At 45.7% G+C, this 14911-nt stretch carries 13 protein-coding genes; 9 read left to right on the forward strand and 4 right to left on the reverse strand.

All coding sequences use genetic code 11. The features are described from left to right. Window positions 1–13: 13 nt before the first annotated feature. The gene (locus tag OU793_RS08100; protein ID WP_025569831.1) at window positions 14–784 is read right to left on the reverse strand and encodes a DUF1853 family protein; all 771 of its coding nucleotides are present in this window, start codon (window positions 782–784) and stop codon (window positions 14–16) included. Between the two features lie 137 nt (window positions 785–921). On the opposite strand from OU793_RS08100, the gene OU793_RS08105 reads away from it, so the two are divergent. Next, window positions 922–1680, forward strand: coding sequence for a Nif3-like dinuclear metal center hexameric protein (locus OU793_RS08105; RefSeq protein WP_017448746.1), 759 nt, complete (start codon window positions 922–924; stop codon window positions 1678–1680). An 81-nt stretch (window positions 1681–1761) separates the two neighbouring features. On the opposite strand, the gene OU793_RS08110 is transcribed toward OU793_RS08105, so the two are convergent. Then, a complete protein-coding gene (locus tag OU793_RS08110; RefSeq protein ID WP_005455487.1) occupies window positions 1762–3051 on the reverse strand; it encodes a citrate synthase in 1290 nt (429 codons plus the stop codon). A gap of 395 nt (window positions 3052–3446) precedes the next feature. On the opposite strand from OU793_RS08110, the gene sdhC reads away from it, so the two are divergent. The 8 genes from sdhC to sucD all read left to right on the forward strand — a co-directional run bounded on the left by sdhC (window position 3447) and on the right by sucD (window position 13131). Then, window positions 3447–3839, forward strand: coding sequence for a succinate dehydrogenase cytochrome b556 subunit (gene sdhC / locus OU793_RS08115; RefSeq protein WP_005496079.1), 393 nt, complete (start codon window positions 3447–3449; stop codon window positions 3837–3839). Continuing rightward, complete coding sequence (gene sdhD, locus OU793_RS08120) at window positions 3833–4177, forward strand: succinate dehydrogenase, hydrophobic membrane anchor protein (protein WP_005455480.1); 345 nt, start codon at window positions 3833–3835, stop codon at window positions 4175–4177. The genes sdhC and sdhD overlap by 7 nt, the downstream gene beginning before the upstream one ends. Beyond that, a complete protein-coding gene (gene sdhA / locus OU793_RS08125) occupies window positions 4178–5944 on the forward strand; it encodes a succinate dehydrogenase flavoprotein subunit (RefSeq protein ID WP_005455465.1) in 1767 nt (588 codons plus the stop codon). It abuts the gene before it with no gap. Window positions 5945–5958: 14 nt separating this feature from the next. Beyond that, a complete protein-coding gene (locus OU793_RS08130; protein WP_005455467.1) occupies window positions 5959–6669 on the forward strand; it encodes a succinate dehydrogenase iron-sulfur subunit in 711 nt (236 codons plus the stop codon). A 169-nt stretch (window positions 6670–6838) separates the two neighbouring features. Next, complete coding sequence (gene sucA / locus OU793_RS08135) at window positions 6839–9664, forward strand: 2-oxoglutarate dehydrogenase E1 component (RefSeq protein ID WP_005496076.1); 2826 nt, start codon at window positions 6839–6841, stop codon at window positions 9662–9664. 28 nt (window positions 9665–9692) lie between these two features. Next, a complete protein-coding gene (odhB, locus tag OU793_RS08140; protein WP_005455502.1) occupies window positions 9693–10898 on the forward strand; it encodes a 2-oxoglutarate dehydrogenase complex dihydrolipoyllysine-residue succinyltransferase in 1206 nt (401 codons plus the stop codon). A gap of 194 nt (window positions 10899–11092) precedes the next feature. Continuing rightward, the gene (gene sucC / locus OU793_RS08145; RefSeq protein WP_025504177.1) at window positions 11093–12259 is read left to right on the forward strand and encodes an ADP-forming succinate--CoA ligase subunit beta; all 1167 of its coding nucleotides are present in this window, start codon (window positions 11093–11095) and stop codon (window positions 12257–12259) included. Further along, window positions 12259–13131 carry a succinate--CoA ligase subunit alpha gene (gene sucD, locus OU793_RS08150; RefSeq protein ID WP_005486020.1) on the forward strand — a complete coding sequence of 291 codons (873 nt, stop codon included), beginning with the start codon at window positions 12259–12261 and terminating at the stop codon, window positions 13129–13131. The genes sucC and sucD overlap by 1 nt, the downstream gene beginning before the upstream one ends. A gap of 137 nt (window positions 13132–13268) precedes the next feature. On the opposite strand, the gene znuB is transcribed toward sucD, so the two are convergent. Further along, window positions 13269–14054, reverse strand: coding sequence for a zinc ABC transporter permease subunit ZnuB (znuB, locus tag OU793_RS08155; RefSeq protein WP_005455500.1), 786 nt, complete (start codon window positions 14052–14054; stop codon window positions 13269–13271). Next, the gene (gene znuC / locus OU793_RS08160) at window positions 14047–14835 is read right to left on the reverse strand and encodes a zinc ABC transporter ATP-binding protein ZnuC (protein ID WP_015296396.1); all 789 of its coding nucleotides are present in this window, start codon (window positions 14833–14835) and stop codon (window positions 14047–14049) included. The genes znuB and znuC overlap by 8 nt, the downstream gene beginning before the upstream one ends. Window positions 14836–14911: the final 76 nt, after the last annotated feature.

Consider the following 14911-nt stretch of genomic DNA (forward strand, 5'->3'; position numbering starts at 1 on the left):
CGTCGTTAACTCTCTATTTATGAGCGTTTGGATTTTGTGGCCAATTATCTGGCACGATGAACCAGAACTCGCCATCTGCTGTTTGTGCATGCTCAAATCGCTCCATTGGTTTTTCAATCGGCTGAGAAAAATCATCCGTACCAATAGCCCAGTTGGGTTTGCTTAAGTGGTAAAGCGGTTTATTGATCAAACTCCATTGGCTTTGATAACACCAATATCCACTGATTTGGCTTGGATTGAGAGCAAAGCCTAAGCACTCTTTCGGTGGTACTTCATTAGAAAATGGATTGATGTAAAGTCGCCCTTGCATCAACAAGCGTTCCTTTGGAGACTGATCCAGAGGAAGCATTTGTCTAAATTCAGGCCTTTCGCTCATTTTCAATTGGTGGGAGAGCATTCTATCCAGTTTTGTATGCAATTGATCGTGCGCGTTAGGGCCATACCAAACACCTTCATGTAAAAGATAAAACTTAATCGCTACTTCCCAATGTTCTAGTTGGTCCAATGTTCTATTTTTGAGTATGAGATCTATCGCACCAATGGTTTTTCCGTCGCTATCGTTGAGTTGAATTTCTTCTGCAATAATTTCATATTGTTCTGAATTAGCAAGTGCAGCGGTACATAAATGCTGATACAAAAAACCCAGTCTCGGGTTCCCTTGGTACTCTTCAGATTCATCCAGAGGTTTAATCGATAAGTCTTCCAATGTAGCAAAAGGGGGGAGCAACTGAAAAAGAGGAGGAGAAGAGGTGATCCATTGATAAAGACGTTGCAGTTGATTCATCCTGATTCCTTAGTGATGTTGATAAAGCAGCGAGCCTCGTTATTGTAACTAAATTTGGTTAGTAGAATAGGGTAGCTAGCATCAGTGTCATAGTTCGATATACACTTTGAGGTACTCGCTCGAAATTGGAAGTGATAATGAATAATTTACAGTTAGAAAAGATTCTCAACAGCAAACTCTCGCCCGAGTTAATTAAAGATTACGCGCCAAATGGCTTACAGGTTGAAGGTTGTCCACAGATCAAGCGCGTAGTTACTGGAGTAACTGCTTCTCAAGCATTAATTGATAAAGCGATTGAACTCAGAGCCGATGCGTTATTGGTCCACCATGGTTATTTTTGGAAAGGGGAGCCAGAACCCATTCGCGGTATGAAAGGTAAGCGCATTCGTAGCCTAATTAAAAGTGACATTAATCTGTATGGCTACCATCTACCGCTCGACATTCATCCTGAACTTGGTAACAACGCAGAGCTTGCTCGTCTTCTTGATATTGAAATCGACGGTGGGTTAGAAGGTCATCCGCAGTCTGTCGCCCTATTTGGACGCTTGAAAAAACCGATGACTGGTTCTCAATTTGCGAGCAAGATCAACCAAGTCCTTAATCGAGAGCCTCTACATATCGCTCCAGATAATGCGGAGAAAATGATCGAAACCGTTGGTTGGTGTACTGGCGGCGGACAAGATTTCATTGAACTTGCGGTTCAGCATGGATTAGATGCATTCATTTCTGGCGAAATTTCGGAGCGAACAACTTACACCGCTCGTGAGATGGACATCCACTATTTTGCTGCGGGTCACCATGCAACAGAGCGTTATGGCATCAAAGCACTTGGTAAGTGGTTAGCCGATGAATACGGTTTAGATGTCGAGTTTGTGGATATTGATAATCCAGTGTAGCGTGTATTTTTATCGTTAAAACTAAAAAGGGTTGAGACTTACATCTCAACCCTTTTGTTTATCTGATAACTCTAGTAACGATTATTCGCGCTCATGAAGCGGCGAAAATTCACGTTGCGTTTCGCCTTTGTAAAGCTGACGTGGACGACCGATACGGTTTAGTGGGTCGCTGTGCATCTCGTTCCAGTGGGCAATCCAACCAATAGTACGAGAAATCGCGAAGATAACCGTAAACATTGATACAGGAATACCGATCGCTTTCAGAATGATACCTGAATAGAAATCTACGTTCGGGTACAGTTTCTTAGAAACAAAGTATTCGTCAGAAAGAGCGATACGCTCAAGTTCCATTGCTACGTCCAGCAGAGGATCTTTAATGTTCAGCTCTTTTAGAACTTCGTGACATGTTTCGCGCATTACGGTCGCACGTGGATCGTAGTTCTTGTAAACACGGTGACCGAAGCCCATCAAACGGAATGGGTCATCTTTGTCTTTCGCACGTTCCACGTACTCTGGAATGTTATCCACGCTGCCGATTTCTTCTAGCATCTTCAGACATGCTTCGTTTGCGCCACCGTGAGCTGGGCCCCAAAGTGATGCGATACCAGCGGCAATACATGCGAATGGGTTTGCACCAGAAGAACCTGCTAAACGGACTGTTGATGTCGACGCGTTTTGCTCGTGATCTGCGTGAAGTGTGAAGATTTTATCCATCGCACGAGCAACAACAGGGTTCACTTCATACTCTTCACATGGGTTAGCAAACATCATGTGTAGGAAGTTTTCCGCGTAGCTCAAATCGTTGCGTGGGTAGATAAATGGCTGACCAACAGAGTATTTGAAACACATTGCAGCCAGAGTTGGCATTTTAGATAGCAGACGATAAGCCGCAATTTCACGGTGCTCGTCGTTATTGATATCAAGTGAATCGTGGTAGAAGGCAGCAAGAGCACCAACCACACCACACATTACTGCCATTGGGTGAGCATCACGACGGAAGCCATGGAAGAAGCTTGCGATTTGCTCGTGTACCATTGTGTGACGAGTAACTGTCGTTTTGAATTGCTCGTATTGTTCTCGGGTAGGGGCTTCACCGTAAAGAAGGATGTAACATACTTCTAGGTAATCTGCGTTATTGGCTAATTGATCAATCGGGTAACCGCGGTGCAAAAGAATGCCTTTGCCGCCATCGATGTAAGTGATTGATGATTCACAAGATGCAGTGGCAAGAAAACCTGGGTCAAAAGTAAAGTAACCATTGGCTCCCAGTTTACGAACGTCAATTACAGGTGTACCTAGCGTACCGTCCATAATTGGCAGTTCGATTGGCGCTTGACCTTCAACATGAAGGGTCGCTTTCTTATCCGCCATAACAATCTCCTTTGTTTATTATTTAATCCGTCCAGGATGTTTATGTGCCATTTTTGTACTGTTGTTAAAGCTTAAAGTCAATTTTTCTCCATCTTTGTGTGCACTTGTTATGATTTTTCTCATGAAAATCGTTAAAAATCTGTTCTATGTAGCATAATTTGTTACACCAATTGTATTAGAATGTTGCTCGCCGTATATTGGCAAAGAAAATTTTAGTTAAATCCTTATAAATTCGGGGCTAGAAACAAAAGTGAGGTTTGTTTGTGGACTCCGGTTGTTAACAAAGTGTTTACAATTATCTCTGAGCTTATTGCGATAATTTGTTAATCAAATGTTAACTTTTGTACGTTTGGAAGCTGAAATTGGTTATAACAATAAATGCTCAATGGAGCTGAGTGAGCAAGCCCGTGAAAGAAAGAAAGTCAAGACCTGTTAATTTAGATTTACAGACCATTCGCTTTCCTATCACAGCAATCGCATCGATCCTGCACCGTGTGTCTGGGGTAATTACGTTTGTTGCGGTGGGTATATTACTTTGGTTACTGTCCATTTCTCTGTCATCCCCTATGGGTTTTATGGAAGCCGCAGATATCGTTGATGGCTTCTTCGTAAAATTCATCCTGTGGGGTATCCTGACTGCACTTGCCTACCACATCGCTGGTGGTATTCGTCATTTGCTGATGGATCTAGGTCATTTTGAAGAACTAGATTCAGGCGCGATGAGCGCGAAAGTTGCCTTTGGTGCAACTGCAGTATTATCACTATTGGCGGGGATCTTGGTATGGTAAAACACGTATCTTCATTTGGTCGTAATGGTGTACACGATTTCCTACTGATTCGTGCAACAGCCATCATTATGACGCTATACACGATTTATCTGGTTAGCTTCTGTGCATTTTCAGATATCTCTTACGCATCATGGACCCAATTCTTTGGTGGTACTTTCACCAAAGTCTTCACCATGTTGGCGCTTGCATCTGTTCTGATTCATGCATGGATCGGTATGTGGCAAGTGTTCACCGACTACATTAAGTGCGCGAAACTTCGTGGTGCACTTCAACTTGGTGTGATTGCCGTTTTATTCGGTTATGTCTTCTCTGGTCTATTTATTCTGTGGGGTGCGTAAGTGTCTATTCCAGTTCGTGAGTTTGATGCCGTAGTAATCGGCGCTGGTGGTGCAGGTATGCGCGCTGCACTACAAATTTCGGAACAAGGCCTTTCTTGTGCTTTGTTGTCTAAAGTATTCCCAACCCGTTCTCATACTGTATCTGCTCAAGGCGGTATCACAGTTGCGCTTGGTAACTCGCATAAGGACGATTGGCAATGGCACATGTACGACACAGTAAAAGGTTCTGATTACATTGGTGACCAGAACGCGATTGAATACATGTGTAAAAATGGTCCTGAGTCAGTTATCGAGCTAGAAAAAATGGGTCTTCCATTCTCTCGTTTTGATAACGGTACCATCTACCAACGTCCATTCGGCGGTCAGTCAAAAGAGTTTGGTGGTGAGCAGGCGGCGCGCACAGCAGCTGCAGCAGACCGTACAGGTCACGCTCTTCTTCATACGCTTTACCAACAAAACGTCAAACATAAGACAACCATCTTTTCTGAATGGTACGCTTTGGATCTTGTGAAAAACCAAGATGGCGCAATCATGGGTTGTACTGCGATCTGTATGGAAACGGGTGAAATCTGTTACTTCAAATCGAAAGCAACAATTCTAGCTACTGGTGGTGCAGGTCGTATTTACGCATCGACAACTAACGCGCACATCAACACGGGTGATGGCGTTGGTATGGCACTTCGTGCAGGCGTTCCAATGCAAGACATGGAAATGTGGCAGTTCCACCCAACGGGTATTGCTGGCGCGGGTGTTCTTGTGACAGAAGGCTGTCGTGGTGAAGGTGGTTACCTTCTAAACAAAGACGGCGAACGTTTTATGGAACGTTACGCTCCAAACGCGAAAGACCTTGCTGGTCGCGACGTTGTTGCTCGCTCTATGATGATTGAAATCCGTGAAGGCCGCGGTTGTGATGGCCCTTGGGGTCCACATATCAAGTTGAAACTTGATCACCTTGGCAAAGAAGTACTTGAATCACGTCTGCCAGGTATCTGTGAACTGTCCCGTACATTCGCACACGTTGATCCAGTGAAAGAACCAATTCCAGTAATTCCAACTTGTCACTACATGATGGGTGGTGTTCCGACTCAAGTTTCTGGTCAAGCGATTAAGCAACTTGCGGATGGCAGCGAAGCGGAAGTTCAAGGTCTATACGCTTGTGGTGAAATTGCTTCTGTATCTGTACACGGTGCAAACCGTCTAGGTGGTAACTCACTACTAGACTTGGTGGTATTTGGTCGTGCAACAGGCCTACACCTAGGTGAGACTCTTGCTGCTCAAGTTGAAGCTCGCCCTGCAACTGAATCAGACATCGAAGCTTCTCTAGCGCGCACTATGCGTTGGGAAAACAGCACTGGTGGCGAAGATCCAGTACAAATCCGTAAAGACCTACAACGCTGTATGCAAAACAGCTTCTCGGTATTCCGCGAAGGTGATGCAATGGCGACGGGCCTAGAAGAGTTGAAGGTAATTCGTGAACGTCTGAAAGATGCTCATTTAGCCGACAAATCTTCTGAGTTCAACACGCAACGTATTGAGTGTCTAGAACTAGATAACCTGATGGAAACCGCGTTCTCAACAGCAGTTGCAGCAAACTACCGTACAGAAAGCCGTGGTGCTCATGCTCGCTTCGACTTCCCTGAGCGTGATGATGAGAACTGGCTATGCCACTCTATCTACAACCCGGAAACCGAAGCGATGACAAAGCGTGATGTAAACATGACGCCAGTACACCGTGACGCGTTCCCACCGAAAGTACGTACATACTAAGGGAGGATATGAATATGAAACTGAACTTCTCTTTGTACCGTTACAACCCGGACGTAGATACTAAGCCTTACATGAAAGAGTACACACTTGAGGTAGACGAAGGCTCAGACATGATGGTGCTTGATGCATTGATTCTGCTAAAAGAGCAAGATCCAAGCATCGCATTCCGTCGTTCTTGTCGTGAAGGTGTGTGTGGTTCTGATGGTTTGAACATGAACGGCAAAAATGGTCTGGCATGTATCACTCCATTATCGGCTCTACAAGGTGACAAGATCGTCATTCGTCCTCTACCGGGTCTACCTGTAGTGCGCGATCTTATCGTTGACATGACGCAGTTCTATGATAACTATGCGAAAGTTAAGCCTTTCTTAATTGATGACGGTGCTCTACCGCCATCACGCGAGAACCTGCAATCTCCAGATGAGCGTGCGCATTTAGATGGATTGTACGAATGTATCATGTGTGCATGTTGTACAACTTCTTGTCCGTCATTCTGGTGGAACCCAGATAAGTTTATTGGCCCTGCAGGCCTACTTGCGGCTTACCGCTGGTTGATTGATAGCCGAGATACGGCAACAGATGAACGTTTGTCTGATCTTGATGATGCATTTAGCGTTTTTCGTTGCCATGGCATCATGAATTGTGTAAGTGTTTGTCCTAAGGGACTAAATCCGACGAAAGCCATCGGTCACATTAAGTCGATGCTGGTGAATCGCTCGGTTTAATTACTCGCAAGCCATAAAGTTGCAGTAAAGTGAGCACGCAACGTACTGACTTTGCTGCAGCCTTCAAGCACGAGTAAAAGGATACTAAAATTGCCGGCTATTTCGGTCGGCTTTTATTAGCTCGGCGTAAGACCGAAGCAAACGTGAAAACTACTGGTTAAGGGAAAATATGCACAACGGCGTGATGAAGGCATGGCTCGAGTCTTCACACTTGGCTGGCGCCAATGCAACGTATGTAGAGGACCTCTACGAACTGTATCTAAGTGATCCCGATCTGGTAAGTGAGGAGTGGAAACGTGTTTTTGAGGGCTTGCCTAAGCCATCAGAAGAAGTGGCAGAACAGCCGCATTCACGTGTCCGTGACTACTTCCGACGACTCGCTAGAGAAACAAAGCATTACAATGTCCAAGTTAGTGATCCAGATGTCGATGCAAAACAAGTAAAAGTTCTACAGCTTATCAACGCATACCGCTTCCGCGGACACGAGGCTGCAGAATTGGATCCACTAGGTCTGTGGCAACGTCCACCTGTGGCGGAGCTAGACCCAGCATTTCATAATCTTACCGAAGACGACTTCGAAGAAACTTTCAACGTAGGTTCTTTTGCTGTTGGGCAAGAAACCATGAAGTTGAAAGACATCTACGCAGCCCTCAAGAAAACTTACTGCGGTTCCATCGGTGCTGAATACATGCACATGACTGACACAGAGCAAAAGCGTTGGATCCAACAACGTCTTGAGTCTGTCGTAGGCCAGCCATCATTCAACCAAGATGAAAAACGCACGTTCCTTGAAGAGTTGACTGCAGCGGAAGGCCTTGAGCGTTATTTAGGCGCAAAATTCCCTGGTGCGAAGCGATTCTCTCTAGAAGGTGGTGATGCGCTTATCCCAATGACGAAAGAACTGATTCGTCATGCGGGTAAGAGTGGCATGCGTGAAGTGGTTATTGGTATGGCTCACCGTGGTCGTTTGAACATGCTGGTGAACGTACTGGGTAAGAAACCACAAGATCTATTTGATGAATTCGCGGGTAAGCACGATGAAACGTGGGGTACCGGTGACGTTAAATACCACCAAGGTTTCTCTGCAGACTTCGCAACTCCTGGTGGCGATGTTCACTTAGCGCTTGCGTTTAACCCATCTCACTTAGAAATCGTAAACCCAGTGGTTATCGGTTCAGTGCGTGCACGTCAAGACCGTTTGGGTGACAACCACGGCAGCAAAGTTCTTCCTATCACTATTCATGGTGACTCTGCGATTGCTGGCCAAGGTGTAGTGGCTGAAACGTTCAACATGTCACTTGCTCGTGGTTTCTGCGTTGGCGGTACGGTTCGTATTGTTGTAAACAACCAGGTTGGCTTTACAACGTCTAACCCGCGTGACACTCGATCAACCATGTATTGTACTGACATCGCTAAGATGGTTCAGGCGCCGATTTTCCACGTTAACGCCGATGATCCAGAAGCGGTTGCTTTTGTTACTCGCATTGCATTGGATTACCGCAACGAGTTCAAGCGTGATGTCGTGATTGATTTGGTTTGTTACCGTCGTCATGGTCACAACGAAGCGGATGAACCGAACGCGACTCAGCCGTTGATGTACCAAAAAATCAAAAAGCACCCAACTCCTCGTAAACTGTACGCCGATGTTCTGATTGATAAGAATGAGTCGGATATTGAAACTGCAACGCAGTTGGTGAACGAGTATCGTGATGCACTTGACCGCGGTGAAGTCGTGGTGAAAGAGTGGCGTCCGATGGCATTGCATTCTGTAGACTGGTCTCCTTACTTAGGACACGAGTGGGATATGCAATGGGAATCGACCTACGATAAGCAACGCCTTGTCGAGCTAGGTAATCGTTTATGTCAGTACCCGGAAAGCCACAAGCTGCAAAGCCGAGTAAACAAGCTGTACAACGATCGCTTAGCAATGATGACAGGTGAGAAGGCTATTGACTGGGGTATGGCTGAAACATTGGCTTACGCGACATTGGTAGACGATGGTAAGCGTATCCGTATTTCTGGTCAGGACTCAGGTCGTGGTACTTTCTTCCATCGTCACTCAGTTCTTCACAACCAATCAGATGCAAGCACTTACATCCCGCTAGCGAATATCCATGACAAGCAGGGGCCTTTCCAAGTTTTTGACTCTGTGTTGTCGGAAGAAGCTGTTCTTGCATTTGAGTACGGTTATGCAACAGCTGAACCTGGCGGTTTGACCATTTGGGAAGCGCAGTTTGGTGACTTCGCTAACGGCGCACAAGTGGTTATTGACCAATTCATTTCGTCTGGTGAGCAAAAGTGGGGACGTTTGTGCGGCCTGACGATGCTTCTGCCTCATGGTTACGAAGGCCAAGGTCCGGAGCACTCATCTGCTCGTCTAGAGCGTTACCTTCAATTGTGTGCTGAGCAAAACATGCAGGTCGTTGTACCATCAACGCCAGCTCAGGTGTACCACATGATTCGTCGTCAAGTAGTACGCCCAATGCGTCGACCATTGATTGTAATGTCGCCTAAATCATTGCTTCGTCATCCTCTTTGTACTTCGACTCTAGAAGACCTTGCAGAAGGTACGTTCCAAGCCGCGATCCCTGAAGTGGATAACTTGGAGCCAAGCAAAGTGAAACGCGTCGTGTTCTGTTCGGGTAAGGTGTATTTCGACCTTCTTGAGCAGCGTCGCAACAACGAGCAAGAAGACGTAGCAATCGTGCGTATTGAGCAGCTTTACCCATTCCCGATGGAAGAAGTACAAGCAGCTATTGCTCAATACACTAACGTTGAAGACTTCGTGTGGTGTCAGGAAGAGCCTCAGAACCAAGGTGCTTGGTACTGTAGTCAACATAACTTCCGTGCCGCTATTCCTGCAGGTGCAGATCTTAAATACGCAGGTCGCCCAGCTTCTGCTTCGCCAGCAGTTGGCTACATGTCGGTGCACTTGAAACAACAAAAAGCGTTGGTTGAAGACGCTCTGAACGTGAACTCAAAAACTTCGGACTAAGAACTAGAAGTTAAAGGAAGAAACAGATATGACAATTGAAATTCTGGTTCCAGATTTACCTGAATCAGTTGCTGATGCAACCGTGGCGACATGGCACAAACAACCAGGCGACACCGTAGAGCGTGATGAAGTTCTGGTTGATATTGAAACTGACAAAGTTGTATTAGAAGTGCCAGCTCCAGAAGCTGGTGTTTTAGAAGCCATTCTTGAAGTAGAAGGTGCTACGGTACTTTCAAAGCAACTTCTTGCTAAATTGAAAGCCGGCGCTGTTGCGGGCGAGCCAACCGCAGACAAAACAGAAGCAACAGAAGCTTCTCCAGATAAGCGTCACAAAGCGACACTGACTGAAGAAAGCAATGATGCACTTAGCCCTGCTGTTCGTCGTCTACTTGCGGAACATGGTCTAGAAGCACACCAAGTTAAAGGTACTGGTGTTGGCGGTCGTATTACTCGTGAAGATATCGAAGCGCATCTAGCAAACGCTAAAGCGGCTCCAAAAGCTGATGCTCCAGCAGTTGAAGCACCAGCAACCGCTCGTAGTGAGAAGCGTGTGCCAATGACTCGCCTACGTAAGACGGTTGCAAACCGCCTGTTGGAAGCAAAAAACAGCACCGCAATGCTAACGACGTTTAACGAAGTGAACATGAAGCCAATCATGGATCTTCGTAAGCAATACAAAGACCAGTTCGAAGAGCGTCACGGTATTCGTCTTGGCTTCATGTCTTTCTATGTGAAAGCAGTGACAGAAGCACTAAAACGTTACCCAGAAGTAAATGCATCAATCGATGGTGATGATATCGTTTACCACAACTACTTTGACATTAGCATGGCGGTATCAACGCCACGCGGTCTAGTAACTCCAGTGCTAAAAGACTGTGACAAACTTGGCTTTGCAGATGTTGAAAAAGGCATCAAAGAGCTAGCGATCAAAGGTCGTGATGGCAAGCTAACAGTTGATGAGTTAATGGGTGGTAACTTCACTATCACTAACGGTGGTGTGTTCGGTTCTCTAATGTCTACGCCTATCATCAACCCACCGCAATCGGCAATCCTTGGTATGCATAAAATCCAAGAACGCCCGATGGCTGTAAACGGTAAAGTTGAAATCCTACCGATGATGTACCTAGCGCTATCTTACGACCACCGTTTGATCGATGGCCGTGAGTCAGTTGGCTTCCTAGTAACGATTAAAGAGCTACTAGAAGATCCAGCGCGTCTCCTATTAGACGTTTAATATCGCTAAAACGTCTAGTTACCTTGGGTGGCTAGACGTTGAAAATTTCAATGGCTAGACTAGCTCAACGTCTGGCCTTCATTTGAATCACTCAGTGATTTACTTGAGAAGACCCTACAGACGTACAAGCAGCCAAGACTGCAGCGTTATGGAAATAATAAATCCCTCAAGGGAAAAACAAACGGAATATCGAAATGAATTTGCATGAATACCAAGCCAAACAGCTGTTTGCAGAATTCGGTTTGCCTGTGCCAGAAGGCTACGCATGTGATACACCACAAGAAGCGTTTGAAGCAGCAGGCCGTATCAGCACAGCAAAGAAAGTAGTCAAGTGTCAGGTTCACGCTGGTGGCCGCGGTAAAGCGGGTGGCGTAGAGCTTCACGACACTAAAGAAGGTGTAAAAGAGTTTGCGCAAAAGTGGCTAGGTAAAAATCTAGTAACTTACCAAACAGATGCAAATGGTCAGCCAGTTACAAAAATCCTTGTTGAAGAAGCGTCAAACATTGCCAACGAACTTTACTTAGGTGCGGTAGTTGACCGTGCTAGCCGTAAGATCGTTTTCATGGCTTCTACAGAAGGCGGTGTGGAAATCGAAAAAGTTGCGGAAGAAACGCCGGAGCTAATCCACAAAGCAGCCATCGATCCACTAGTAGGCCCTCAAGCTTACCAAGGTCGTGAGCTTGCGTTCAAACTTGGTCTTGAAGGTGACCAAATCAAACAATTCGTTAAGATCTTTATGGGTCTTGGCACTATGTTCTCTCAGTATGACCTTGCTCTACTAGAGATCAACCCGCTTGTGATTACTGCTGAAGGCAACCTGCTATGTCTTGACGGTAAGATCAACATCGATTCAAACGCACTTTACCGTCAGCCTAAGCTACGTGAAATGCACGATCCATCACAAGAAGATGAGCGTGAAGCGCACGCAGCTCAGTGGGAACTGAACTACGTAGCACTAGACGGTAACGTTGGCTGTATGGTTAACGGTGCAGGTCTAGCAATGGGTACGATGGATATCGTAAACCTACACGGCGGCAAACCAGCTAACTTCCTAGATGTAGGTGGCGGCGCAACTAAAGAGCGTGTTGCTGAAGCATTCAAGATCATCCTATCTGATGACAACGTGAAAGCGGTACTCGTAAACATCTTCGGTGGTATCGTTCGTTGTGACATGATCGCAGAAGGTATTATCGGTGCGGTTAAAGAAGTTGGCGTAACGGTTCCTGTTGTTGTTCGTCTAGAAGGTACTAACGCTGACCTTGGTCGCGAAGTTCTTGCTAATTCTGATGTTGATATCATTGCTGCTGAGTCGCTAACGGATGCTGCTCAGAAAGTTGTTGCTGCTGCGGAGGCTAAATAATGTCTGTATTAATTAACAAAGACACTAAAGTAATCTGTCAGGGGTTCACTGGTGGTCAAGGTACTTTCCACTCAGAGCAAGCTATCGCATACGGTACGCAAATGGTAGGTGGTGTGTCTCCAGGTAAAGGTGGCCAAACTCACCTAGGTCTACCTGTATTCAACACAGTACGCGAAGCAGTAGAAGCGACTGGTGCAACTGCAACAGTAATCTACGTTCCAGCACCTTTTTGTAAAGATGCAATCCTAGAAGCGATTGATGCGGGTATCGAGCTAATCGTAACCATCACTGAAGGTATTCCTACAACAGATATGATCGACGTGAAAGTGAAGCTAGAAGAAACTGGCGTTCGTATGATCGGTCCTAACTGTCCGGGTGTTATCACTCCTGATGAGTGTAAGATCGGTATCATGCCTGGTCACATTCACAAGAAAGGTAAAGTGGGTATCGTATCTCGCTCTGGTACTCTAACTTACGAAGCAGTTAAACAAACTACAGATGAAGGCTTCGGTCAGTCTACGTGTGTTGGTATCGGTGGTGACCCAATCCCAGGTTCAAACTTCATTGATATCCTGAAACTGTTCCAAGAAGACCCAGAAACTGAAGCGATCGTAATGATCGGTGAAATCGGTGGCACAGCAGAAGAAGAAGCGGCGGCGTTCATTAAAGAAAACGTAACTAAGCCAGTTGTTTCTTACATCGCTGGTGTAACTGCACCTCCAGGTAAACGTATGGGCCACGCTGGTGCGATTATCTCAGGTGGTAAAGGTACTGCAGAAGACAAATTTGCTGCACTAGAAGCGGCAGGCGTTAAGACAGTTAAGTCTCTAGCAGACATCGGTCAAGGTCTACGTGAAGTAACGGGTTGGTAATTTCTGACTCGTAAAATAAAAAGCCTGGCATTGCCAGGCTTTTTTGTATCTGATCTTGTATTGATTTTGTATGTAAGCCAGCAATAGCACTGAGAATTCTTAATCATCAGATCCGTTTGCTTAACTTGTGCTTATAACTAAGCTTTCCGCTGAATCAGTTGGCTCAGCATAAACAAAGAAGTCGCACTGATCACCACTGATGGGCCTGCTGGTGTGTCGAAGTGCCAAGACAGACTCAGTCCCATTAGAACTGAAATCGCACCTATGATGGATGCGAAGAATGCCATTTGTTCTGGTGTAGAAGACAACTTACGTGCTGTTGCTGCTGGGATGATCAGTAGTGAAGTCATGATAAGGGCACCGACAAACTTCATACCTACCGCAATCACTACGCCCACCATCAGCATCAAGACCAGACGAATTAAATCTGTGTTCACACCTTCTACAGCGGCTAGCTCTTCGCTGACGGTACTTGATAATAACGGTCGCCAGAATATGTACAAACATGCACTAACGGCAATTACGCCGGCATAAATAAACATCAAATCTTCTGGTGATACAGCTAATAAATCACCAAATAGGTAACTCATTAGATCGACACGAACATTGTCCAAAAAGCTTACTGACACCAAACCGATAGACAAAGAGCTGTGAGCCAGAATTCCGAGTAGGGTATCTGTGGCCACCAGTTGCTGCCTTTGCAGTGTTACAAGGAGTACCGCTAATGCTAAACAGCAGACTAGCAGCGCAAGATAGAGGTTAACGTTCAGTAAGAACCCGAGAGCGAGCCCCATTAACGATGCATGGGCAAGAGTGTCACCGAAGTAGGCCATTTTGCGCCATACAACAAAAGACCCAAGTGGACCTGCGATGATTGCAATACCAATACCAGCGAGAATAGAAGGTAGAAGAAACTCAATCATGGTGATGATGTCCGTGGCTATGGTTAGAGCACGAGGTAGCGTCGCCCGATACTGGAGAGCCAGACAAATCGTGATGGTGATGCTCGTGGTCGTGATGATAAAACGCGAGTGATTCTCTCGCTGCGTTACCAAACAATGCTATGTAAGAAGGATGCTGAGTGATCGTTGCTGGTGATCCCGAACAACAAACGTGGTGGTGCAAACAAATCACATCGTCTGTTTTTGCCATGACCAAATGCAAATCATGAGATACCATAAACACAGCGCAATCGAAGCGGTGACGGATGCTTTCAATCAAATCGTATAGATCGATTTGTCCTTGAACATCAACACCTTGAGCTGGTTCATCAAGAACCAACAAGTCAGGGCGTTGTAGCAGCGCGCGGGCGAGTAGGACGCGTTGGTTTTCACCACCGGAAAGGCGGTGCATGTTGCTCTTAATTAAGTGCTCTGCACCAACTAGTCTTAATGCATCAAGGCATTCTTGTTTGCTGTACTTTCCTGCTAAATTTAAGAAACGGATAACGTTTAGCGGCAAAGAGTCGTTGAGTTTCAGTTTCTGAGGCACATAACCAATTTTTAGCTTTTTCGCTTTAACCAATTTTCCGCTAGTCGGCTTTTGAAGCCCTAAAATGACTTTAACTAACGTGGATTTTCCCGCTCCGTTGGGACCGATTAGGGTTGTGATTTTGCCCTTTTCTAATTCCATGCTGATGTTATCAAGAACTCTGCGATCATCGAACTCGACGCACAATCGTTCAAGACTGACTAATGAAGACATGAATGAAACTCATTTGCAAAACTATAATGTTATAATGTAACATCATCTCACTTTCTATGCCATATCCCAAGTAAAA

This window comes from Vibrio sp. VP6 (assembly GCF_028823755.1).
Taxonomy (GTDB): domain Bacteria; phylum Pseudomonadota; class Gammaproteobacteria; order Enterobacterales; family Vibrionaceae; genus Vibrio; species Vibrio parahaemolyticus.

What these genes read in the sequence shown, in the direction of transcription:
- OU793_RS08100 (WP_025569831.1), bottom strand. Translation starts at nt 784, where the DNA reads ATGAATCAACTGCAACGTCTTTATCAATGGATCACCTCTTCTCCTCCT.
- OU793_RS08105 (WP_017448746.1), top strand. Translation starts at nt 922, where the DNA reads ATGAATAATTTACAGTTAGAAAAGATTCTCAACAGCAAACTCTCGCCC.
- OU793_RS08110 (WP_005455487.1), bottom strand. Translation starts at nt 3,051, where the DNA reads ATGGCGGATAAGAAAGCGACCCTTCATGTTGAAGGTCAAGCGCCAATC.
- sdhD (WP_005455480.1), top strand. Translation starts at nt 3,833, where the DNA reads ATGGTAAAACACGTATCTTCATTTGGTCGTAATGGTGTACACGATTTC.
- OU793_RS08130 (WP_005455467.1), top strand. Translation starts at nt 5,959, where the DNA reads ATGAAACTGAACTTCTCTTTGTACCGTTACAACCCGGACGTAGATACT.
- sucA (WP_005496076.1), top strand. Translation starts at nt 6,839, where the DNA reads ATGCACAACGGCGTGATGAAGGCATGGCTCGAGTCTTCACACTTGGCT.
- odhB (WP_005455502.1), top strand. Translation starts at nt 9,693, where the DNA reads ATGACAATTGAAATTCTGGTTCCAGATTTACCTGAATCAGTTGCTGAT.
- sucC (WP_025504177.1), top strand. Translation starts at nt 11,093, where the DNA reads ATGAATTTGCATGAATACCAAGCCAAACAGCTGTTTGCAGAATTCGGT.
- sucD (WP_005486020.1), top strand. Translation starts at nt 12,259, where the DNA reads ATGTCTGTATTAATTAACAAAGACACTAAAGTAATCTGTCAGGGGTTC.
- znuB (WP_005455500.1), bottom strand. Translation starts at nt 14,054, where the DNA reads ATGATTGAGTTTCTTCTACCTTCTATTCTCGCTGGTATTGGTATTGCA.
- znuC (WP_015296396.1), bottom strand. Translation starts at nt 14,835, where the DNA reads ATGTCTTCATTAGTCAGTCTTGAACGATTGTGCGTCGAGTTCGATGAT.